This window comes from Methylobacterium sp. C33D (assembly GCF_053345825.1).
The window spans coordinates 71398-92206 of record NZ_JBKFAV010000018.1 but is presented as its reverse complement, the minus strand read 5'-3'; the positions used below and the strand labels follow the sequence as shown (position 1 = coordinate 92206).

21 protein-coding genes, 2 tRNA genes and 1 pseudogene are annotated in these 20809 nt (G+C 71.9%); 14 read left to right on the top strand and 10 right to left on the bottom strand.

The features are described 5' to 3' along the window. Positions 1–112: 112 nt before the first annotated feature. Positions 113–1357 (bottom strand): acyl-CoA dehydrogenase family protein, encoded by a 1245-nt coding sequence (locus ACLBXO_RS16220; RefSeq protein WP_447685977.1) that lies wholly within the window; start codon positions 1355–1357, stop codon positions 113–115. 125 nt (positions 1358–1482) lie between these two features. Between ACLBXO_RS16220 and ACLBXO_RS16215 the strand changes: the two genes are divergently transcribed. Both ACLBXO_RS16215 and ACLBXO_RS16210 read left to right on the top strand, forming a co-directional pair. After that, on the top strand, positions 1483–2238 hold the full coding sequence (locus tag ACLBXO_RS16215; RefSeq protein WP_331318183.1) for a response regulator: 756 nt from the start codon (positions 1483–1485) through the stop codon (positions 2236–2238). Next, on the top strand, positions 2235–3644 hold the full coding sequence (locus ACLBXO_RS16210) for an ATP-binding protein (RefSeq protein ID WP_447685976.1): 1410 nt from the start codon (positions 2235–2237) through the stop codon (positions 3642–3644). Before ACLBXO_RS16215 ends, ACLBXO_RS16210 begins: the two co-directional genes overlap by 4 nt. Positions 3645–3668: 24 nt before the next feature. On the opposite strand, the gene ACLBXO_RS16205 is transcribed toward ACLBXO_RS16210, so the two are convergent. Further along, positions 3669–5825 (bottom strand): methyl-accepting chemotaxis protein, encoded by a 2157-nt coding sequence (locus ACLBXO_RS16205; RefSeq protein ID WP_331318186.1) that lies wholly within the window; start codon positions 5823–5825, stop codon positions 3669–3671. 406 nt (positions 5826–6231) lie between these two features. On the opposite strand from ACLBXO_RS16205, the gene rocF reads away from it, so the two are divergent. The 3 genes from rocF to ACLBXO_RS16190 all read left to right on the top strand — a co-directional run bounded on the left by rocF (position 6232) and on the right by ACLBXO_RS16190 (position 8257). Continuing rightward, positions 6232–7200, top strand: coding sequence for an arginase (rocF, locus tag ACLBXO_RS16200; RefSeq protein ID WP_331318188.1), 969 nt, complete (start codon positions 6232–6234; stop codon positions 7198–7200). Then, a complete protein-coding gene (locus ACLBXO_RS16195; protein ID WP_447685975.1) occupies positions 7200–8066 on the top strand; it encodes an urease accessory protein UreD in 867 nt (288 codons plus the stop codon). The genes rocF and ACLBXO_RS16195 overlap by 1 nt, the downstream gene beginning before the upstream one ends. Before the next feature lie 117 nt (positions 8067–8183). After that, a tRNA-Cys gene (locus tag ACLBXO_RS16190) sits at positions 8184–8257 on the top strand. A gap of 49 nt (positions 8258–8306) precedes the next feature. Here ACLBXO_RS16190 and ACLBXO_RS16185 read toward each other — a convergent pair. Further along, positions 8307–9986, bottom strand: a complete 1680-nt coding sequence (locus tag ACLBXO_RS16185; protein WP_447685974.1) for a methyl-accepting chemotaxis protein — start codon at positions 9984–9986, stop codon at positions 8307–8309. Between the two features lie 301 nt (positions 9987–10287). Further along, entirely contained in the window at positions 10288–10524 is a 237-nt protein-coding gene (locus tag ACLBXO_RS16180) for a hypothetical protein (RefSeq protein ID WP_447685973.1), read from the bottom strand. 278 nt (positions 10525–10802) lie between these two features. Here ACLBXO_RS16180 and ACLBXO_RS16175 point away from each other — a divergent pair. Further along, positions 10803–10878, top strand: a tRNA-Asn gene (locus tag ACLBXO_RS16175). 308 nt (positions 10879–11186) lie between these two features. After that, entirely contained in the window at positions 11187–11429 is a 243-nt protein-coding gene (locus ACLBXO_RS16170) for a hypothetical protein (RefSeq protein WP_447685972.1), read from the top strand. Between the two features lie 661 nt (positions 11430–12090). On the opposite strand, the gene ACLBXO_RS16165 is transcribed toward ACLBXO_RS16170, so the two are convergent. Then, positions 12091–12408, bottom strand: a complete 318-nt coding sequence (locus tag ACLBXO_RS16165) for a hypothetical protein (RefSeq protein WP_331318197.1) — start codon at positions 12406–12408, stop codon at positions 12091–12093. 71 nt (positions 12409–12479) lie between these two features. Further along, entirely contained in the window at positions 12480–12662 is a 183-nt protein-coding gene (locus ACLBXO_RS16160) for a hypothetical protein (RefSeq protein WP_331318198.1), read from the bottom strand. Positions 12663–12875: 213 nt separating this feature from the next. On the opposite strand from ACLBXO_RS16160, the pseudogene ACLBXO_RS16155 reads away from it, so the two are divergent. From ACLBXO_RS16155 to ACLBXO_RS16135, 5 genes and pseudogenes are all read left to right on the top strand, one after another. Further along, positions 12876–13532: pseudogene (locus ACLBXO_RS16155) on the top strand (SDR family oxidoreductase); the annotation flags it as partial. A 44-nt stretch (positions 13533–13576) separates the two neighbouring features. Beyond that, positions 13577–13924: a hypothetical protein gene (locus ACLBXO_RS16150; RefSeq protein ID WP_447685971.1), complete on the top strand. Its 348-nt coding sequence runs from the start codon at positions 13577–13579 to the stop codon at positions 13922–13924. A 207-nt stretch (positions 13925–14131) separates the two neighbouring features. Further along, positions 14132–14785, top strand: a complete 654-nt coding sequence (locus ACLBXO_RS16145) for a cell wall anchor protein (protein WP_447685970.1) — start codon at positions 14132–14134, stop codon at positions 14783–14785. Positions 14786–14857: 72 nt separating this feature from the next. Beyond that, positions 14858–15436: an NADPH-dependent FMN reductase gene (locus ACLBXO_RS16140; RefSeq protein ID WP_331318204.1), complete on the top strand. Its 579-nt coding sequence runs from the start codon at positions 14858–14860 to the stop codon at positions 15434–15436. A 326-nt stretch (positions 15437–15762) separates the two neighbouring features. Then, positions 15763–16095 (top strand): hypothetical protein, encoded by a 333-nt coding sequence (locus tag ACLBXO_RS16135; protein WP_331318206.1) that lies wholly within the window; start codon positions 15763–15765, stop codon positions 16093–16095. 49 nt (positions 16096–16144) lie between these two features. On the opposite strand, the gene ACLBXO_RS16130 is transcribed toward ACLBXO_RS16135, so the two are convergent. After that, the gene (locus ACLBXO_RS16130; protein ID WP_447685969.1) at positions 16145–16696 is read right to left on the bottom strand and encodes a hypothetical protein; all 552 of its coding nucleotides are present in this window, start codon (positions 16694–16696) and stop codon (positions 16145–16147) included. Positions 16697–16990: 294 nt separating this feature from the next. Further along, positions 16991–17206 carry a hypothetical protein gene (locus ACLBXO_RS16125; protein ID WP_012319420.1) on the bottom strand — a complete coding sequence of 72 codons (216 nt, stop codon included), beginning with the start codon at positions 17204–17206 and terminating at the stop codon, positions 16991–16993. 314 nt (positions 17207–17520) lie between these two features. Between ACLBXO_RS16125 and ACLBXO_RS16120 the strand changes: the two genes are divergently transcribed. Further along, positions 17521–17673 (top strand): hypothetical protein, encoded by a 153-nt coding sequence (locus tag ACLBXO_RS16120; protein ID WP_331318210.1) that lies wholly within the window; start codon positions 17521–17523, stop codon positions 17671–17673. 3 nt (positions 17674–17676) lie between these two features. Here ACLBXO_RS16120 and ACLBXO_RS16115 read toward each other — a convergent pair whose 3' ends face one another. Further along, the gene (locus ACLBXO_RS16115; protein ID WP_331318211.1) at positions 17677–18156 is read right to left on the bottom strand and encodes a hypothetical protein; all 480 of its coding nucleotides are present in this window, start codon (positions 18154–18156) and stop codon (positions 17677–17679) included. 173 nt (positions 18157–18329) lie between these two features. After that, positions 18330–19580 carry a phosphoglycerate dehydrogenase gene (gene serA, locus ACLBXO_RS16110; protein WP_447685968.1) on the bottom strand — a complete coding sequence of 417 codons (1251 nt, stop codon included), beginning with the start codon at positions 19578–19580 and terminating at the stop codon, positions 18330–18332. 361 nt (positions 19581–19941) lie between these two features. Between serA and ACLBXO_RS16105 the strand changes: the two genes are divergently transcribed. Next, complete coding sequence (locus ACLBXO_RS16105; protein ID WP_447685967.1) at positions 19942–20790, top strand: transglutaminase-like domain-containing protein; 849 nt, start codon at positions 19942–19944, stop codon at positions 20788–20790. The last annotated feature ends 19 nt before the right edge of the window (positions 20791–20809 follow it).

Sequence of the window (20809 nt, the reverse complement as noted above, 5' to 3'; positions counted from 1 at the left end):
GCGGTACCCGGTCTGCCGGGCAGGACAGAGTGCTGAGGTAGCCGAACGGCGTGTTGCGGGGAGTCCCGCTCGACGATTCGCCGCACGGCCGCTCGCGATCGATCCCGGTCGGTCAGGCCCCGGGCCTCGGCAGCATGCGGTCGCTGATGATCCGCCGCTGGATCTCGCTGGTGCCCTCGAAGATCGTCGTCAGCCGCGCGTCGCGCCAGTAGCGCTCGACGCGGCGCTCGGTGGTGTAGCCGTTGCCGCCGTGGAGCTGCATGGCCTGGTTGGTGACCCGCACCGCCGTCTCGGTGGCCAGGAGCTTCACCATCGCCGACTCGCTCTCGGCGGGCTCGCCCAGGTCGAGGAGGTGGGCGACCTGATGCCAGAAGGCGCGCGCCTGCGCGACCTCGGCCGCCATGTCGGCCAGCGCGAAGCGCAGCGCCTGGAAGTCGCCGATCGGGTGGCCGAACTGGACCCGCTCCTGGAGGTAGCTCTGGCAATCCTCGACCGCCGCGCGGGCGACGCCGACCGCCCGCGCTGCCGTGTGGACCCGGGCGATGTTGAGGCCGCGCTGAACGGCGGCGAACCCGCCGGAATCCGCGTCCGCCCCCTGGTCGCCGTAGAGACCTGTGAGCCGGTCGCTCTCGGGCACGCACACGTCCTCCAGGGTCAGCTCGAAGGTCTGGAAGCCGTGATAGCCGATCTTGTCGATCACCCGGCCGGTCACGCCGGCGGGGAAGCTGTCGCGCTCCTTGAGCACGAGGAACGGTTCGAGGCCGGCCGAGCGCGACTCCCCCGGCTCCGGGTCGCGGGTCCGGGCCAGGACCTCGATGAAGTCGGCGCCCTTGGCGAAGCCGGCCCAGCGCTTGGTCCCGGTGATCCGCCACCGGTCGCCGTCGCGCACCGCCCGGGTCTGCACGCCGGCGAGGTCGGACCCGGCATCGGGCTCCGACAGGGAGATCGAGCCGATCCACTGCCCCCGGGCCGAGCGCCGGAGCAGCTCCGCCCGGCGCTCCGGATCGAGGGTCTGGGTGCCGAGTCCCTGGCCGCGGGCCAGGATGCTGCCCACCGACAGCCAGGCCCGGGCCAGCTCCTCCGAGACGAGGCAGTACTCGAACACGCCGAGCCCCAGGCCGCCGTGCTCCGCCGGGATCGTGATCCCGAACCAGCCCTTCTCGGCCATGGCGTCGATGAGCGTCCGCGGCATCTCGGCCTTGTGACGGTCGAGCTCGTCGGCGAGCGGCAGGACGGTGTCGCGGGCGAAGGCGCGGGCCTCGGCCTGCAGCGCCGCCCGCGCCTCGGTCCGCCAGGGCGAGGCGAGTTCCGGCGGCCGCGGCGCGATCAGGTCCTTCCGATCCTCGGTTCCGGTCATCGTTTCCCCCCTGTGGTGTGACGCCGTGCGGCAACTCAGTTCAGGTCCGTGCGGGAAACACGCGCTTACAAATTGGTTCCGTGCCCCACCTTCGAATAATCGGCGGAAGGCGTCATAATAGCCTGATGATGCAGGCCGACCCGCAGACCGACTCCTTTGCGATGAGCGCACCCGCAACACCCCACATCCTCGTCGTCGAGGACGATCGGGAGATCTCGGCGCTGATCGCGCGCTACCTGCGCGGCAACGATTGCCGCGTCACGCTCGCCGGTGACGGGGCCGACATGGACCGGATCCTGGCGGAAGCGCGCATCGACCTCATCGTGCTCGACCTGATGCTTCCCGGCGAGGACGGACTGAGCCTGTGCAAGCGCCTGCGCGGCACCTCGCAGATCCCGATCCTGATCCTGACCGCGAAATCCGAGGACGTGGACCGGATCCTCGGCCTCGAACTCGGCGCCGACGACTACCTCGCCAAGCCGTTCAATCCGCGCGAGCTGCTCGCCCGCATCCGCGCGATCCTGCGCCGGGTCGCCGCCGAGGCGCCGGACGCCGACGAGCGGCGGCGCCTGCACTTCTCGGGCTGGACGCTGGACGTCTCCCTGCGGCAGGTCCTGTCGCCCGAGGGCGCCCGCATCTCGATCACCGGGGCGGAGTTCGACCTGCTCCACGCCCTCTGCCTCCGACCGGGGCGGGTGCTGTCGCGGGACCAGCTCCTCGACCTCACCCAGGGCCGGGCCGCGGGCCCGTTCGAGCGGAGCATCGACGTGCTGATCTCCCGGATCCGCCAGAAGATCGAGCGCGACACACGCAACCCCGAGTTCATCCGCACGATCCGGTCCGGGGGCTACCTTTTCACGCCCGAGGTGACGCGGTCATGAGCGGGCTGGGGCGGCTCCGCGCGCGGCTGCGCCCGAAGACCATCGCCGGCCAGATCGCGCTGCTCGTGGTCGCCGGCATCGCGGTGGCCCACGTGGTCGCCACCGCGGCGTTCCTGATGCTGCACGAGTCCCAGAATCCCGACACGCTGCCGGGCGTGGCCGCGAGCCGTCTCGGCGTGCTCGTGAGACTCATGGACGCCGCTGACCCGGCGGCGCGGCCGGCGCTGCTGGCGAGCGGTCGCAGCCTGCCGCTGATCCAGGTCGAGCCCTGGGACGGGACGGTGCCGCCGGGGGCGAAGCCGGCCCCCGACCTGCCGGTAATCCGCAAGCTGCGCTACGGCGCCGGCCGGCCGGTGACGATCACCGACCTCGCCGCGGGCGACCGAGCGCGCGGCACGTCGGACGGGCGCCTCCATATCGGCATCGTCACGCCGGCCGGTGTGCGGGTCCAGGCGACGCTGCCGAACGATCCCCTGAGGGGCCCCCGCCAGGGGGCGCTGATCTTCACCGTGGTGTTCCTGGCGCTGACGCTGGCGCTGCTCTGCGTCTGGGCCACGCGCGCCCTCACGGCGCCGCTCAAGCGGCTCGCGGGCGCGGCGGAAGCCTTCGGCGCCCGCGACGACCACGTGGCGCTGCCGGAGGCGGGCCCGCGCGAGGTGCTGGCCGTGTCCCGGGCGCTGGACCGGATGCGGTCGCGCGTCCGCCGCCTGATCGACGACCGGACGCAGATGCTGGCGGCGATCAGCCACGACCTGCGCACGCCGATCACCCGGCTCCGCCTGCGCGCCGAGTTCATCGAGGACGAGAATGCCCGGGCCTCGACCCTGCGCGACCTCGACCAGATGAACGGCCTCGTCGAGGCGGCGCTCTCCTTCGTGCGCGACGGCCAGATCCGCGACGCGAACAGCCACAGCCTCGTGGATCTCGCCTCGGTGGTGCAGACGGTCTGCGACGACTACTCGGATTTCGGCGCCCCGGTCAGCGTCAGCCGCAGCCGGCACGTCCTGGTCCAGGGCCGGCCCGAGGAACTCCAGCGCGCGGTCACCAACCTCGTGGACAACGCCGTGAAGTACGGCGGCCGGGCCGAGGTGCAGATGGAAGCGTCCGAGCGCGGTGTCCGGGTCTGCATCCTGGATAACGGCCCGGGGATCCCCGAGGCGGAGCGCGAGGCGATGCTCCAGCCCTTCGTGCGCGGCGACCGAGCCCGCAATCTCAACGAGGCCAGCGGCTTCGGCCTCGGCCTCTCGATCGTGCAGGCCATCGTCGAGGCCCATAACGGGCGCCTGCGGCTGGAGAACCGCCCCGAGGGCGGGCTCTGCGCGGCGATCGAGCTGCCGCTGGCCGCCCAGGCCTTCGCGGGGCGCGCGGCGCAGAAGCCCGCGCCGCTCCCGGCCGAGGCGGCCTGAGGCCGCCCCGGGGTCGCGACCGGCCTACGCCGCCCGCACGTTGCGGAGGAACTGCGCGACCTCCGCGCGGAGCTGCTCCGAGCGCGACGCCAGGGAATCGGACGCCTGCGCGACCGAGTCCGCGGCCTCCCCGGCATCGCCCGCGACCCGGGCGACCTCGGCGATCTCCAGGGTCATCGTGCCGGTGCCGGACGACGCCTGCCCCATGCTGCGCACGATGTCCTGCGTGGTGACGCCCTGCTGGTCCACTGCGGCGGCGATGCTGGTCGACACCTGGTTCATCGCCTCGATCTGGGCCGTGATGCCCTGGATCGCCCCGGCCGCGTCACCCGTGACCGTCTGGATCGAGGCGACCTGACGGCTGATCTCCTCGGTGGCGCGGGTGGTCTGCGCGGCGAGTTCCTTGACCTCGGCGGCGACCACCGCGAAGCCGCGGCCGGCCTCGCCGGCACGGGCGGCCTCGATCGTGGCGTTGAGCGCCAGCAGGTTGGTCTGCCCGGCGATCGTCGAGACCATGCCGACCACGTCGCCGATGCGCGTCGCGGCCGCGGCGAGGTCGGTCATGGTCTGCTCGGCCCGGCGGGCCTCGCCGACGGCGGTGGCGGACATCCCGGCCGCCTGCTCGACCTGCCGGCCGATCTCCTGGACGGTCGCGCCGAGTTCCTCGGCCGCGGCGGCCACGGTGTTGACGTTGTCGGAGGTCTGCTGCGCGGCCCCGGCGACGCTGGTCGAGCGCTCGGAGGTGCTGGAGACCGCGGCGCGCATGGTGTCCGAGGCCCCTTGCAGCTCCGTGACCGCGCCGGTCAGGCCCTCGACGATGCCGCCGACCGAGCGCTCGAAGCCGTCGGCGAGCTGCTTCAGCATGGCCCGCCGGCTCTGCTCCTCCCGCAGGCGCGCGGCCTCCGTGGTCTGGAGCTGCTGCGCGGCCTCCTCCAGCGACATGTCGCGGATCGTGACCACGGCGCGGGCGATGTCGCCGATCTCGTCCCGCCGCGCGCTGCCCGGCACGTCGGTCAGCGCCTGGCGCTCGGCGAGGGCCTTGAGCGCGCGGGTCAGGGCGCCGAGCGGCGCCACGATCGAGCGGGCGAGCAGGAGACCGAGCAGGGCCGTTCCGGCGAGCACGAACAGGCCGGTCAGGATCAGCGTGCGCGACAGGGCCTGGACCGCGTCGATCGCCTCCGCCTGGGTCTGCTCCGCCACCACCGTCCAGGGCGCGCCCAGGACGGTCACCGGCGAGGCGGCCGCCATGTGGGCGCCGTTCTCCGCCGCGAAGTCGACGGGACCGCCGGCCTTGACCCGGTCGGCGGCGAGGCCGATCCCGCCGAGACCCGCGCCGGCATGCACGGCGGGGTTCAGCGGCGGGTTGCTGCGCAGGAGGCCGTCCGCGCCGACCGCCAGGATCTGACCCGTGTCGCCGAGGCCGGTCCGCTTCGACAGCGTCTGGTCGAACAGCGCCGGCGTGACCCGCATGACGATGAAGCCGATCCGCTCGGCCGCCTGGGCCGTGCCCATGGCGACGTTCGCCCGCTTGGTCATGGCGCGGCCGAGGAAGGCGGCCGGGACCCCGTCCACCGGGTAGGCGGCGAAATCCTCGTAGAGGACCGCGCCCGGATCGGCGGATCTCAGGCGCTCGACGAGGCGGGCGAGCGCCGTCCCCGCCAGGCCGTCGTCCGTCACCGACTTGCCGAAATCGGCACCCTTCGTCGTGGTGTAGTCGATCCGGCCGTTGTCATCGAGGAACAGCAGGTCGGCGTAGCCCGGCTGCGCGACGAGCTTGCGCGCCACCTCCTGGACCTTCACGTGCCGGCGGGCATACATCGACGGCATGCCGCTGCCGTCGAGCGCGACCCGCGCCTCGGCGGTCTGCGGCGCGCGGAACGCCTCGATCACGCTCGCAGTGTCGGGCTTCGCCGGGTCGAGGTTCTCGAGCAGGTCGGGGAAGTTCGAGACGATCTGCGGGTGCGCCGCCACCGCCAGGAAGTCGGCCTGCGCCCGGTCCGCCACCAGCTCGATCGCGTCCCGGCGCGCCGCCGCGGCGAGCTCGAGCCGCTCGTGGGCCGCGGCCATCAGTCCCGCCCGCGCCGAGTACCAGCTGAAGCCGCCCATGGCGGTGGCGCTCAGGAGCGCCAGGCCGACGGTCGTCGCGGGAAGGCGCGTGCTCAGCCGCGATAGCGTGATCATGATGACCCTGAATCTTTGAGAGATTGCTTGAGGCGTACCAATCGCCCAATCCTTATAAAAACTCGTAAACACCAATACACTGCTCGGACCTTCTGCAGACCCGACACATACAACTTACGAGGCAGTCCAGACACCAACAATCCAAGTTGTGAATGGTCAATTCTCCCGCCCGGCAAGGTTCCGCCGGGCGGGTCGGCGTCGGAACCTCGGGCGCGGTGACGGATGGCCGGCCCCGGGCGCGCCCCCGGAGCGCGCATCTTCTCGCGGCCGCGATCCCGGCCCGGGCGCACCGTCACGGATCTTGCTGGCCGATCCGGTCTCGCGGTCACCGTCATCGGACGGTTATGAGTCCGGATGGTAGAGCGGCCGCGGAGCACCGGTGCTCCGGGACGGCGATGGAGGTGGGATGAGCGGCGAAGACCAGTCGGACCGGGCGCGCAGCATCGCGCTGATCGGGGCGCCGATCGAGGTCGGGACCAGCGAGGCCGGCGCCCTCATGGGCCCGGCCGCCCTGCGCACGGCCGGTCTCGTCCGGGCGCTCGCCGAACTCGGCCACGCGATCGCGGATCGCGGGGACGTCGTGCCGGACGGGCCCGCCGGGACGCGCGGGCTCGAGGGTGTCGCCGCCTGGACGCGCGCCCTGTCGAGGGCCGTGGAGGACGCCCTCGACGCCGGGGCGCTCCCGCTGACCGCCGGCGGCGACCACAGCCTGTCCCTGGGCTCCGTCGACGGGGTGATGCGGCACTGCGCGCGGCACGGCCGGTCCGTCTTCGTGCTCTGGCTCGACGCCCACGCCGACTTCAACACGCCGGCGACCTCGCCCTCCGGCAACGTCCACGGCATGCCGCTCGCCGCCCTGTGCGGCGAGCCGGGCTTCCCGCCGCTCTTCGCCGAGCCCGCGCCGGCGCCCCTGCCACCCGCCGACGTCCACCTGTTCGGCCTCCGGTCAATCGACGCCGGCGAGCGCGCCCTCGTGACGGCGCGCCGGGTCGGCGTCACCGACATGCGCACGATCGACGAGTTCGGCGTGGTGGCCCCCCTGCGGCGGGTGCTCGACCGCGTCGCCGCGCAGGGGGCGCATCTCCATGTCAGCCTCGACATCGATTTCCTCGATCCGTCGATCGCCCCGGCGGTGGGCACCACCGTTCCGGGCGGCGCGACCTTCCGGGAGGCGCACCTGATCATGGAGATGCTCCACGATTCCGGGCTGGTCCGCTCCCTCGACGTGGTGGAACTCAACCCCTTCCTGGACGAGCGCGGCCGCAGCGCCCGGGTGCTGGTCGAGCTGGTGGCCAGCCTGTTCGGCCGGCGCATCCTCGATCGGCCGACCCTGCCGATCGAGGCCGTGCCGGCAGAGCCGGCCGGGCGCGCCTGATGCACGGCCGTCCCGCACCGTCGGCCCCGCCCGAGACGACCGGGACCGCGCCCGCCCGCCAGCGCTCGGACGGGCGCGTCCGGCTGCGCGTCGGGCCGGCCCGTCCGGGCGGCGGGACGCGCATCCTGGATCTGGCGGAAGCCGGGCCGTCGCGGCTGCGCTTCCCCCGCGGGACCGGCGCGCTGGAGGCCGTTCTGGTCAACACCGCGGGCGGCGTGGCCTGCGGCGACACCTTCGCCATCGACCTCGCCCTGGAACCCGGGGCCGACCTGGTGCTGACCACCACGGCGGCCGAGAAGATCTACCGCTCGGACGGACCCGTGAGCCGCATCGCCAACACCCTGACCCTGGGGGAGGGGGCCGGCCTCGCCTGGCTGCCGCAGGAGACGATCCTGTTCGATCGCGCCCGGGTGCGGCGGCGCTTCGAGGCCGATCTGGCCGAGGGGGCCGCGCTGATCGCCGTGGAGGTCGTGGCGTTCGGCCGCGCCGCAAGGGGCGAGCGGATCGGCGACGGGCTGTTGAAGGATTCGTGGCGAATTCGCCGGTGCGGGCGCCTCGCCTACGCCGACGACGTGCTGCTGGAAGGGCCGATCAGCGACCACCTCGCCCGCCCGGCCATCGGCGGCGGCGCCCGCGCCTGCGCGACGATCCTCGACGTTTCCCCCGGCGCGGAGGGGCGCCTCGACGAGGCGCGGACCCGTCTGGCCGAGGCCGCGGCGCCCGGAACGACGGCGGCGGCGAGCGCCTGGAACGGCCATCTGGCGGTCCGCGCGCTGGGCGACGCGGTGGGGCCCCTGCGGGGGCTCGTCGCCCGGTTCCTGGCGGGCTACCGGGGCCTGCCGATGCCCCGGGTCTGGCAGAGCTGACGCGGTCCGCACAATCCGGGTCTCGGGGCCGTTGCCTGCGACCGTCGACCTCTGCTAGAGACGCGCACCCGGAGCTGTCCGCCAAGCTCCGGACGGGACGGCAGCGCCGTTCGGGAAGGCCTCGTGGCGGAGTGGTTACGCAGAGGACTGCAAATCCTTGCACCCCGGTTCGATTCCGGGCGAGGCCTCCATCCTTCCCAGACACATTGAACCGGCCGCGACGCGCCGATGCGGCGCCCGTCAGGCGTCGCGGACCTCCACCATGAAGGTCTCGATCGCCCGCTGCAGGCTGTGCGTCCCGGCATTGACCCGGGCGGCGCTGCCGCGCACCTGGCCGGCCTGCGCCTCGTTGGACGCGGCCGCGGACTGAACGCCCGCCACGCTCTCCGAGACCTGCCGGGCCTCCGCCGCCGCGCCGGAGATCGCCCGCGCGATCTCCTGGCTGGCCTGGCCCTGCTGGTCGGTGGCGTCGGCCACCTCGGACGCGATCAGGCTCATCCGGGCGATCGTCTCGCCGATCGTGCCGATGGCGCCGACCGTGCGCCCGGCGGCGCCCTGGATCGACCCGACCTGCCCGGTGATGCGGTCGGTCGCGAGCGCCGTCTGGCCGGCCAGCGCCTTCACCTCCGCGGCGACCACCGCGAAGCCCCGCCCGGCAGCCCCCGCGCGGGCCGCCTCGATCGTCGCGTTGAGCGCGAGCAGGTTCGTCTGCTCGGCGACCTCGCGGATCAGCGTGACCACGGCGCCGATCTCCTCGGCCGCCTGCGAGAGGCTCATCACCGTCTCCTTGAGCCCCTGCGTGTCGGAGAGCGCCGAGGTGGCGATCGCGCTGGTGTGCCGGACCCGCGCCCCGATCTCCCGCGCCGAGGCCGAGAGTTCCTCGGCCGCGCTGGCGACGCTGTCGACGAGGCCCGCGCTCTGGTTCGACGCCCCGGCCACGACGGCCGCCTCGGCGGCCATCGCGCCCGCGTTGCCCGAGAGGGTGTCGGCCGCCGCCTGCATCGCTTCGGCCGAGCCGGCGAGATCCGTGACGGCGCGATGCGTCTCGGCCTCGAAGGCGCGCGTCGCCGCGGCCAGGGCCTCGGCCCGGCTGCGGTCGCGGTCGCGCCGCGCCTGCGCCTCCGCGTCGAGGTCGCGCTTCTCGATCAGGGCCGTGCGGAACGCCGCGATGGCGGCGGCCATCTCGCCGATCTCGTCGCGGCGATGCGTGAACGGGATCGCGCGGTCGAGATCGCTCGCGGCGAGCGCCGTCATGCCATCCTTGAGCCGATGCAGCGGCCGCCGCACCTGACTCACGATGATCCAGATCGCCGCGAGCAGGCCGAGTGCCAGCGCCACGGCCGGCACGACCACCAGGGTGATCCGCGCCTGGCGGCGGTCGGCGGCGTCCGCGGCGCGACGCGCATTCAGGCGGTTCAACACCTCCCGTCCGAGGATGCCGATCTCGGCGACCATGCGCTCGCGGTTCTTCACGGTCGCGTCGTCCGTCGCCTGGATCAGGGCAGCCTTGGGCGAGACCGTCAGGCCGAGTTCGGCGGTGTCGGTCTGGTACGCGATGAATTCCTTGACGAAGAGGTCGAAGCGCCGCCGGCGGTCGGCGGGAAGCTGATCCTCCATGGCCTCGAGGAACGGCCCTCGCACCTGCTCCACCGTGGCGAGGGCGTCGTGGAGCGCCGACAGGCGGGTACGCGCCTCGGTCGTGTCCTCCGCGGTGTAGAGGGCCGTGGCCTGCACCACCGCGTGCTCGATCGCCTGTCCCAGCGCGCCCGCCTGCAGGCCGGCGTTCCAGATCCGGTCGGTGGCGGCCGCGCGCTCCTGTTCCCAGTTCGACTGGCGGACCGCGAAGGCGGCGATGGCGATCGCCACCAGGGCCAGCAGACCGATCACCGCGGAGAGCTTCAAACCGAGTGAGATGCGCATGATGAGGGGCCGCTTCGGACAGAGAGTCGCTCGGCCGCAGCTATACAGAAACAAAACTTTTTCGACAGGTAAATATAGCCGGCAAATTCACTTATTTTCTACTTGCCTGTTGCGACTCAATTGCCGACAAAAGGCCGGTTTTCGCTGGAAATTCACGAACATCAAGCGAGCAGATCTCGGCCAGTCGAGGGCCGTCGATGCAGTTCCGCGCGCAGGCGGCGGCCTCCGGTGCCGAGATCGAATTCGTCCGGTCCCGCTCGGACCGCGTGCTACGCGCACCGGCAACGTATCCGGTTGGCGATCACGGCAGCCGGATCTCGGGCCGGCCGGGGATGCGCGTCTTCGGCAGCTGACGGGCGGCGACGATCTCGCGACGGAGATCGTCGCGCTGCGCCTCGACGAGGTCGGGGAGGATGTCGGCCTCGTGCTCGTCCAGAGCCGCGATCAGCCGGGGATGACCGGCGGTCCACTCGAAGGCGACGCAGACCTCGCGCTCGGCGTAGGGATCCAGAGGGTCGAGACAGCGATGGGTCGGCATGGGTCGCGGGGTCATCACACCGGCACGCCGGCGAGGCGGCCCCCGTAGGTGTGTGTAACGACAACCGGATGACGTCCCGCGGGCGCCCCCCCGAGACCCGGCGAGTCAGGCGACGGGGGTGCGGGGCCATGTTGCCGATGGGCCACACTCCGGTCCTGCCGATCGGCTCCGGAAGGCTGTCGCGCTCTGTCGCAGGGCACCGCGCGTCGCTTTGAGCGCAGATCCCGCATCGAGGCCCTTGCGTCCCGCGATCGCGGTGTGTAGAGACCCCCTCGTGATCCCCGATAGCTCAGTTGGTAGAGCAGGCGACTGTTAATCGCCTTGTCGCAGGTTCGAGTCCTGCTCGGGGAGCCATCCATTGCCCAACAACTTGATCGCGCTCAGTTTTCGGCCGGGCTCCCGCATCGGGTGCTGAGGTTCGGGACCAGCGTTGCCGTTCCGGCGCTCGGCAATACGTCCTTTGCGCCGTGTTCGACTGACGCGATACGGGCGCGACGGCGACCGGTCCGATCCGCACCGCAGCGCGACCGCCGGCAGACGGTGCTGGGTCCGGGCGCCGCCGCGGACCGTTCCTCGCCGAGATCTACGGGAGCCGACGGCCGCGTGTGGTCGGGCGGACGGCGGCGACCTAGATCCCGGATCCGTCCTGCGAGAGACCGGTCATGGCCTTCACCGATCCGAAAGAACCCAGCGCGGCGTCGATCAGCGACCTGGAGCTGGTCAATACCCTGATCGAGCGCAAGGAAGCCGGCGATCCGGTCGACCCCGATATCCTGGCGCTGCTGACCGACATGGAACGGCTCGGGCTCACCGGAACGGATGCCTACGCGACGCTCGACGCGTATCGGCCCGGGCCCGCGGTCGGTGCGACCGGCGGGGATGACGGGACCGTGGCGGAGTCCTAGCGGCGGCGCGCGGTCGCGCCGGGTCGCTGATCCGGCGGGTCAAGCCGGCCCCGACGCCGCAGCGTGGCGGGGCCGCTCCGCGTCCGATGCGGCCACCGCCGGGTCGATCGAGGCTTACCGGCAGCGATGGCGACGCCCGTCTCGACCGAGATCGGCCCCGCTCTGCGGGTCGCAGGATCGGAACCGGGGCGCGCAGGCGCGGTCTTCGGCGACAACACGGTCCGTTTCTCGGCTTCGTCGCGATGTTCGCGGATGGGGCGGGGGGCAGCCCGCACGGTTCTCCGACCTCGGAAGACCGCCGTTCGTCCCGTCGCCGTCCGACGGGCAGCGCGTACAGGATCGCGAACACGGCGCCGCCGCCGGTCAGCCGCCGGGACGGCATCCCGAGCGGCCCGTCGGATCGCACGGCCTCGGTCCCCGGTGCGGGATCCACGGCCTGCGCGCGGGCGCGCGGGGCGGCAGAGCCGAGAAGCGCCGCGGCCGGGCCGCGCAGTCGCGACAGGGCGCCTCTCCGCAACGGTGTCGCCGACGCCGCGGTCCATCCGCTTCACGGCGCCAGGGTCGGACGCGGCGCACCGATGTCGGCCCGCACAGCTGCGGCGCGGTGCGCGCCGGGAGCCGCGGGAACATGCGCCGCGCCTCCCGGCAATGGACAGGACGCCTACGAGGTCTGCTGACGCTTCAGGCTGCTCTGCGCCCCGGACTCGTTCGTCTTCGGGTTCGCCAGGCCGCTCGTGTTGCCGTCGGCGTCAGCGTCGATGCCGGCGGCCACCTGCCGATTGCCGGCATGGTCCTGATACTGCTCGGTCTGGACGTTCTTGCTGTCCAGGCCCCGCTCGTCGCTGTGCCGGGACTTGTCGCGGTTGCTGAGCACCATGTTCTCGGTCAGCACGCCCTCGGGCAGTTCCGACATGGCCCCGCTTCCGGTTCCTTTGCCCTGGGCGCCCGGGCCGACCTTGTGCCGACTGGCATTCGCCATGATCATCCTCCGGTGCGGATCAACACTCTCGTCGGGCGCGGCGGCGCGCGGCACCCGGGCGGATCGGGCCGTCAGCGGTCCTGCTGGTAGCCCTGGTTGGTGGTGTTCACCTTGGAATTGCCGGCCTGGCCAAATTTGTCCGGATCCATGGTCTGGGATCCGGCACGGCCCTGCGTGAGCGGCGCTTCAGTGGCGCCGCCGGGCCCCTTGTCGGACCGGTTGGCCGGCGGAACAGGCGGTGGCTTGGTCGTCATGGTTACCCCGTGTTGGCCGAATACGGGGACAACCCGAGACGGTCCGCACCGTTCCGGACGCGGGTTTCGCAATCACGCGCCAGATCTGATCCGCGCACGCTGAAGCTTTTGATCAGAATTATACATGTGTTCAATCGGTCATGGGGCCGATAGAGCGCCCTTATGGGGTCCACTACTCCGGCAGTCCGCGCGACGACGTCGTCTCAGGCGGCTGACCGTGAATCCCCGCGAACCGATGCCTGCCGGGTCGGGTTGTCGGCACGGGGAGAACCTCTCGCAGAGGGCCGCACGGCCGTCCCGGTGCCGGGGGATATCGAAGACCCGAAGCAGTGCCGCGCCATCGTCGACCGGGCGGTGGCCACGTTTGGGCCGGTCGACGTGCTCGTCAACAAAGCCGCGCACCAGAAGACCTTCGCGGGTCCGGAGGAGATCTCCGACGAGGAGTGGGAGGTCACCCTCGCGACCAACATCCACGCCATGTTCTACCTGGTGAAGGTCGCCCTGTCGCACATGAAGAGCGGGGCCTCGATCGTCAACACGACCTCGGTGAACGCCGACGCGCCCAGCCCGCAATTGCTGGCCTACGCCACCACCAAGGGCGCGATCCAGAATTTCACCGCCGGCCTCGCCCCGATGCTGGCGGAGCGCGACATCCGGGTGAACTGCGTGGCCCCGGGCCCGGTCTGGACGCCGCTCATCCCCTCCACCATGCCGGAGGACAAGGTCCGCACCTTCGGCTCCCAGGTGCCGATGAAGCGCCCGGGCCAACCCTGCGAACTCGCGCCCGTCTCCGTCATGCTGGCCAGTCCGGAATCGAGCTGCGTGTCCGGCGCCACCGTGGCGGTCACCGGCGGCAAGCCGATCCTCTGACTCGAGCCTCTGACCCGAGCCCGTCACAGCCCAGGAGCACCGCCATGGCCCGCAACCCGGCCGATCCGAAGGCATCCGACCGCGCGAGCCTGCGCGCCTTCAGCGCGACGGCCGACCGGAACGGCCAGGATCTCGGCCAGGATCTCGGCCAGGATCTCGGCCAGGATCTCGGCCAGGACGACGCCCGGGACCTCGCGCGCCCCGCGGACCTCCTGCACGAGCGCCAGTCCGATCCGGGCTGGCAAGCCGAGGTGGTCCGCACCGCCTCGGATCAGCACCGCCTCGACGCGGTGAGCGGCGGCAGCGTCGCCTGCGTGGAGGCGACGGAGGCCGAGACGCCGCCCGAGAACCTGCGTCATCTCGGCGACGCAACCGGGCCGAAAACCGCCTGAGCCGCCCGTGACGCCGGTTCGGACAGGCTCCCGGCCTGCGCGCGCGCCGTCACCGACAGGCGGGCCCTCTCGGCCGGCTCGGAGCGGCAGATTCTGCCGATCGGCCGTACCTGCCGCCCCACAGCCCGGACGGGATACTGAAATCGTTGGAGAATTTCTGGAACGCCCCGTGCGTGCCCACCGTGAGGGCGGTCGCGGAGGCGTACCATGTCGGTGAATACGGTTTCGGGCAGTTCACTCCAGCGGGACCTCGTCGGCGCCCTCAGGCAGGCGCGCGCGGCGAACGCCGCCCGCCTCGACGTCGGCACCGCCGCGACGGCGAGCCAGGGGACCGGCACGCAGGCGGCCGCGGACGGCACCGGCCAGGCGACAGCCTCGGCGTCGGCGTCGACCCCGACGCTGTCGAACGATCTGATGGCGTCGCTCCTCCAGCTGCAATCCGACTTCAGCCAGATGGGCCTCCAGAACGGCGTCACGGCGCCCGCGGAAGCCGCGGCCAACGCCGACGACACGGCGACGACCGGCACGGCGTCGGGTCAGACCGCCGACAGCGCGGCCCCCGTCCATCACCATCGCGGCCATCACGGCCAGCGGCCGGTATCGGATGCCGAGCAGAACGAGGGTGCCGCCCAGACCGGCACCGCGACCGACGCGTCCGCGAGCACGTCCGCGAGCACGTCCGCGAGCACGTCCGCGAGCGCGTCGGCGACCACGTCCACCACCGCGGCCGCCGACCCCGCGACGGACAGCGGCAGCGACCTGCAATCCTTCCTGCAGCAGGTCACGAAGGCGGTCACCGCCTACGCGGCCGGCGGGCCGCTCGGCATCGCGGCCGCGCTCACCAGCAGCACCAAGGCCTGACGACCGCGGATTCGAGCCGCGGCTGGAGCGGCGCGGCGGCCTCTGGCATGATCCGGCGAACCGGAGTGCGCCATGGCCCTGACCGTCCCCGTGATCCTCGGCAGCGTGCGGACCGACCGCATCGGCATCCGCGCCGCGCGGTTCCTGATCGCGCAGCTCGCGGCGCGCGGCCACGCCGCCCCGCTGGTCGATCCGGCCGAGCTGGCGCTCCCGCTCCTCGACCGGATGTTCAAGGAATACCCGGCCGGGACGGCGCCGGAACCGCTGCAGCGCTGCGCCGACCTCTTCCGCCGCGCCGACGCCTTCCTGATCGTCACCGCGGAGTACAACCACGGTGTGCCGCCGGCGCTGTCCAACACCCTCGATCACTTCCTTGAGGAGTATTTCTGGCGGCCCTCGGCCATCTGCTGCTACTCGGCCGGCCAGTTCGGCGGCGTCCGGGCCGCGATGCCGCTGCGGGCCATGCTCGCCGAGATGGGCATGTCGAGCATCCCGTCGCTCCTGCCGATCCCGCGGCTCCAGAAGGCCATCGACGCGCAGGGGACCCCCGCCGAGCCCTGGCTCACGTCGGCCGCCGCCCGCTTCCTCGACGAGCTGGAATGGCACGCCGAGGCGCTCCGGGACCGGCGCCAGCGCGGCACGCCGTACTGACCCCCGGAGCGTCGTCCGGACCCATCGGCCCGCGTCGGACGCCGCCCGCTTCGCTCCCGGCGAATCAGAGGTATTCGGACGGCGAACTGGGCGTCCACCTGCGCGTTTCTGTGCCCTGAATCTGTCGAGACAGCGCATTCGATTCTCGAAATGCTCAAATACTCGGCACACGATTGTAGAACAACTGGGCCGGATCGCGCCGGCGAAACGGTGAACGCGCGGAGCGCGCAGGTCGCGAGACAGTATTGCGCTGTTGCAAAAAGGTGGCTGCACACGGCACCGAAGTATGAGAGCTTGGCCGCGTTCCCGAACCCGGACCGATTCCGATGAAGATCGACGAGAGGGCGCTCCTGCAGGAGCGCGTGCGGACGCTTGTCCTGCGCCACGCCCTGGAAGCCGTATTGGACCGCCTCGCGTCGGTCGCGCGCGAGGCGGGGAAGGATGCCGAGACGGAATTCCTGAGCCTGGAGCAGGCGCTCGTCTCGGCCGCGCGCGGGCTCGCCGATCGGGCCACCGCGCAGAAGTTGGCGGTGCTGGTCGCCGTCGAGGATGCCGGCACGACGATCCGGGCCGCGTTCGACAACGCCCATGACCGCCTCGAGGTGCTGCGGCCGGCCCACCTCACCCTCGTCGCGCCGACGGCGGCCGTAGCCGCCTAGTCGCACAGCGTTCCGGGCTCGACCCGAGACGCCCGGCGCGGGCGAAGTCTCAGTGCGGGCGCGACTCGGGCAGAGCCGCGCCGGCGGACACGCGCTCAGGCCCGCGAAACGTCGCGAGACCGGCCGACAGCCGCACGAGCGTCGCGAGGCCCAAGGCGAGGAAGAATGCCCCGCCGGTCAGGACCACCCGCTCGATCCGATCGGTGTTGATGATGTGGTCCGGCACCTCGACACATTGCACGAGGATCTCGGCGACGAGCCCGAGGACCAGCAGGGCGAGGCCGCCCTGGTGGCAGAGCGCGTCGATCGCCGCCTCGTGATCCGGATCCTCGCTCGGCAATCCGCCGAGGAGGTGGCTCACGCCGTGGCGCTCCTCCAGCACCACGCCCCAGCCGATCAGGATGACGCCCATCCCCTCGATCAGATGCCCCGCCTCGTGGATCGTGGCGTGAGTCTGGAACCCCGTGCCCCAGAGTAGCGACGCGACCTCGACGAGCGCCAGCGTCAGAGGGAGCGCGATCAGCGCGTTGAACACGACGATCGACCAGCGATTGAGGAGGAGTTTTGCCAGCATGGACCGGACGACAGTCTGAACGCGCATGGACGCAGCACTCGGGCGTGACGCGGATCACCGATCACGGTCAAGCTCAGCAAGACCGCGCCGCCTGGGCCTCGTCAAGGACGGGTAAGCTTCGGGGACGCGGGGTCCGGAATCCGGGACGGATCGCCCCGTCGCGCGGCCGAGACGGGCGCGTCCGCGGCCGCGCCGCCACGGATGCGGGCTCCGGCCCGCGGCGCCCGGCCGGACACGTTCACGAGGGCCGTCCCCGACGCGACCGGGGAGCGCGGGACGTCGGCTCGGCGCGGCGCATCCGCGACGCGCCCGCCCGTCGCCTCACTGCTTGGCGCGGTTGATGATCGCCCAGAGCGCGCGGGCGACAGGCTCGGTGACGGTCCGGCGGTACTTGCGGTGAACCAGTTGCCCGTTGTGGTAGACGTCCTGCTCCACGTAGAGCCGCTCGCCGTCCCAGCGGACGATGTTGTCGGACTCGGTGGTCTCCTCGACACCGAGATCGCCTCGGAGAATCGAGTTGCCTGTCTGGGTCAGCATACGCGCGTCCTCGTTCACGCAGTCGGTTCTACCCGGGAAGCGCCACCGCGGCTTGTGCAGCGCGACCCCAGGCAGCTCCCGGCCTCGGCAGCATAGGAGGGCATCGGGGGACTTGCCAGCGACGCGGTGGACGCAATCGCCCGACCGTCACGCCGTCCCCGATCGAGGCCGCGATGCGGCCTTCCGGGCGCGACCTTAACGTTACCCATGTGCGCTTCGGCACCTTCAGCTCGGCCGTAAGGAGCGATGGTTCACATGCGCACCCGGTCTGTCGGCATGACGCAGGCGGGATCGGCGGCGCGACGGAGGCGTCCATGCTCGCTCGCCCGTTCCGCCTGATCGCCCCGGCGCTCGCAGCCCTCGGCCTCGTGGCCCTGCGCCTCGCGAGTCCGTTCATCGGGCCGGTGGCGCCCCCGCAGGCGGGAGCCTCCGACGATGCGGGCGTCGTCTTCCGCCACTATCTCTGACGGTCAACCCCGACGGCTCAGCACGGGAGCAGCGGCCGGCAGCGGGCACGACGCCCCGGCCGCGGGCCCGAGGATGATGTCGCCCTGGCGCGGGTTGTTCACCGTGAACGGGGCCGTCTCCTGCAGACCGATGAAGCCGCGCCCGAGCTGCGGCACGAACAGGTCGCCCCCGAACCGGACGAAGCAGCGGTCGAGCACCGCCTCGTAGTCGAAGGTCCGCTGGGTGACCGGGGTACCGCCGGCGGCCGGCGCACCGCAATAGGCCGCGATCGCGATCTGGCCCGGCTGTGCCAGCCGCACCGGGAGCGACTGGCCGGGCAGCAGCGTGGCGGGCGGCCCGCCGTCCTGACGGGCGACGAGGACGAGGTTCGACCGGTTGTACACCCGGCGCAGGCAATCCGCCGACGCGCCGGAGACGACCGAGACCGACCCGGCGATGCCGAGCACGAGGCCGGCCCATGCGCACGCTACACGCTTCGTCACCGCAATTCCTCCGCCGGCCGGGCGCTCGACCGGCCGTGGCCGTCGATGGTGCCGTCCCTGACTTGAACAGCGGCCAGCTTGGCCGCGCAAGATGAACGCGGCAAGTTCCGCCGCGTTCACGCGCGGCAGCGTAAATTCCCGCGCGCGCCCTCCGGGCGTCAGCGGCGCTCGTATCAGCGGCGCTCGTAGAGGAGTCGCGCGCGGATCGTGCCCGGGATGGCGCGGATCTCGGTGAGCAGGGCCTCCGCGTCCGCGTCGGTGGCGTCGGTCTCCAGCACCACGTAACCGACCTCGCCGTCGGTCTGGTAGAACTGCGCGGCGATGTTGACGTGCCCGCGCGAGAACACGTCGTTGAGCCGTCCCAGCATGCCGGGCAGGTTGCGCTGGACGTGGATGAACCGCGTCCCGGTCGGACGGGCGGGCAGTTGCACCTGCGGGAAGTTCACAGCGCCGACCGTCGAGCCGATATCCGAGTAGTCCACGAGCTTGCGCGCCACCTCGGAGCCGATGCGCTCCTGCGCCTCCTCGGTCGACCCGCCGATATGCGGGGTGAGGATCACGTTCTCCAGCCCCTGCAGCGGGCTCACGAAGGATTCGGCGTTCGAGCCGGGCTCCACCGGGAAGACGTCGACGGCCGCGCCCTTGAGATGGCCGTCGCGCAGGGCCGCGGCCAGCGCCTCCAGATCGACCACGGTGCCCCGGGCGTTGTTGATCAGGAAGGCACCGGGCTTCATCGCCCGGATCTCGGCCGCGCCGATCATGTTGGCGGTGGCGTCGGTCTCCGGCACGTGCAGCGAGACGACGTCGCTCTGGGCCAGCAGCTCGTGCAGCGTCTCGACCGGCTCGGTGTTGCCGTGGCGCAGCTTGTCGGTGTGGTCGTAGAAGAGCACGCGCATGCCCATGGCCTCGGCGAGGGTCGAGAGCTGCGTGCCGATATTGCCGTAGCCGACGATGCCCAGCGTCTTGCCGCGCACCTCCAGCGAGCCCACCGCCGACTTGTCCCAGCGGCCCGCATGGGCTCCCACCGAGCGCGGAACGATCCGACGCAGCAGCATCACGATCTCGCCGATCGTGAGTTCGGCCACCGAGCGGGTGTTCGAGAAGGGGGCATTGAAGACCGGGATGCCCCGATGGCGCGCCGCCTCCAGATCGACCTGGTTTGTGCCGACCGAGAAGCAGCCCACGGCCAGGAGCCGGTCCGCCGCCTCAAAGGCGGCCGCGTCGAGCTGCGTGCGCGAGCGGATGCCCACCATGTGCACGCCCTGGAGCGCCTCGTGCAGGGTTTCCCGGTCCAGCGCCTTCGGCAGCCGGGTCAGGTTGGTGTATCCGGCCGCCCGCATCAGCGCCACGGCACTGTCGTTGATGCCCTCGAGCAGCAGGACGCGGATCTTGTCCTTCGGCAGGGAAAGCTTGTCGGGCGTCATGGGCGTCGATCGTCTGGAAGCAGGCGGTGCCGGGCGGTGCCGGCGAGCCCTGGGTTCGAGCGGCCCGGGATAAGAGGGCACCGTGTGCGTTGCAACATGATGCGGTGACGGACGGCCCCGCTTGACCGCAGGCCCGCCCTCGGCCTGCCGCATGGCTCCCCCGGGTCCCACCGCTGTGCTCGGGCCGGACCGTATCCCGGAGGCGGCGCGCGGAGCCTGCCAAATATTCAGGCAGCGCAGACCGCCCTCGATTGACCTCGCCGACGGAACTCGGCGCCGCCTCGCGGCTTGTAGGGCCCTGTACTGTAACGACCCGTCTGCCGGCCCGTCCGGACAGCGAACTTTCTAACGGTCTCCGAAGATGCAGATCCGCACCGGCTTCTCGATCGCCTTCGACACGTTCGGCCCCACGCCGATGAACCTGCTCCTCAACGTGAGCCCGGAGCGCCGCGGCGATCTCCTGACGCCGGAGGTGATCACCTTCGATCCGCCCGTCGCGGCGGCGCAGCACGTCGACGCCTTCGGCAACGTCTGCACGCGCATCGTTGCGCCGGGCGGTCGCATCACCATGGCGGCGGATTTCACGATTGCCGACAGTGGCATTCCCGACGACCAGGCTCCCGGCGCCCGCCAGATCGCCGTGCAGGATCTGCCCGACGACGTGATGCCGTACCTGCTCGGCTCGCGCTACTGCGACACCGACAAGCTGTCCCAGACCGCTTGGTCCCTGTTCGGCGGCACGCCGGAGGGCTGGGCCCGCGTGCAGGCGATCGTCGATTTCGCCCACACCCGCCTGCGCTTCGACTACCAGCAGGCCGACGCCACCCGCACCGCCTTCGACGGCTACACGCAGCGCGTCGGCGTGTGCCGGGACTTCGCGCACCTGGCGATCACCCTGTGCCGGTGCATGAACATCCCGGCGCGCTACGCCACCGGCTACCTCGGCGATATCGGCGTGCCGAAGGATCCGGCCCCGATGGACTTCTCGGCGTGGTTCGAGGTCTTCCTCGAGGGGCCCGAGGGGCCGCGCTGGTACACGTTCGACGCCCGGCACAACCGGCCCCGCACCGGCCGCATCGTCATGGCCCGCGGGCGCGACGCCACCGACTGCGCGCTCACGACGAGCTTCGGCGCGGCCCATCTGGTCCGGTTCGACGTCCACACCGACGAGGTGTGCGCGGCCCCCGACACCCTGGCCGAGGCCGCCTGACGGGCGCGGCCGCGCGACG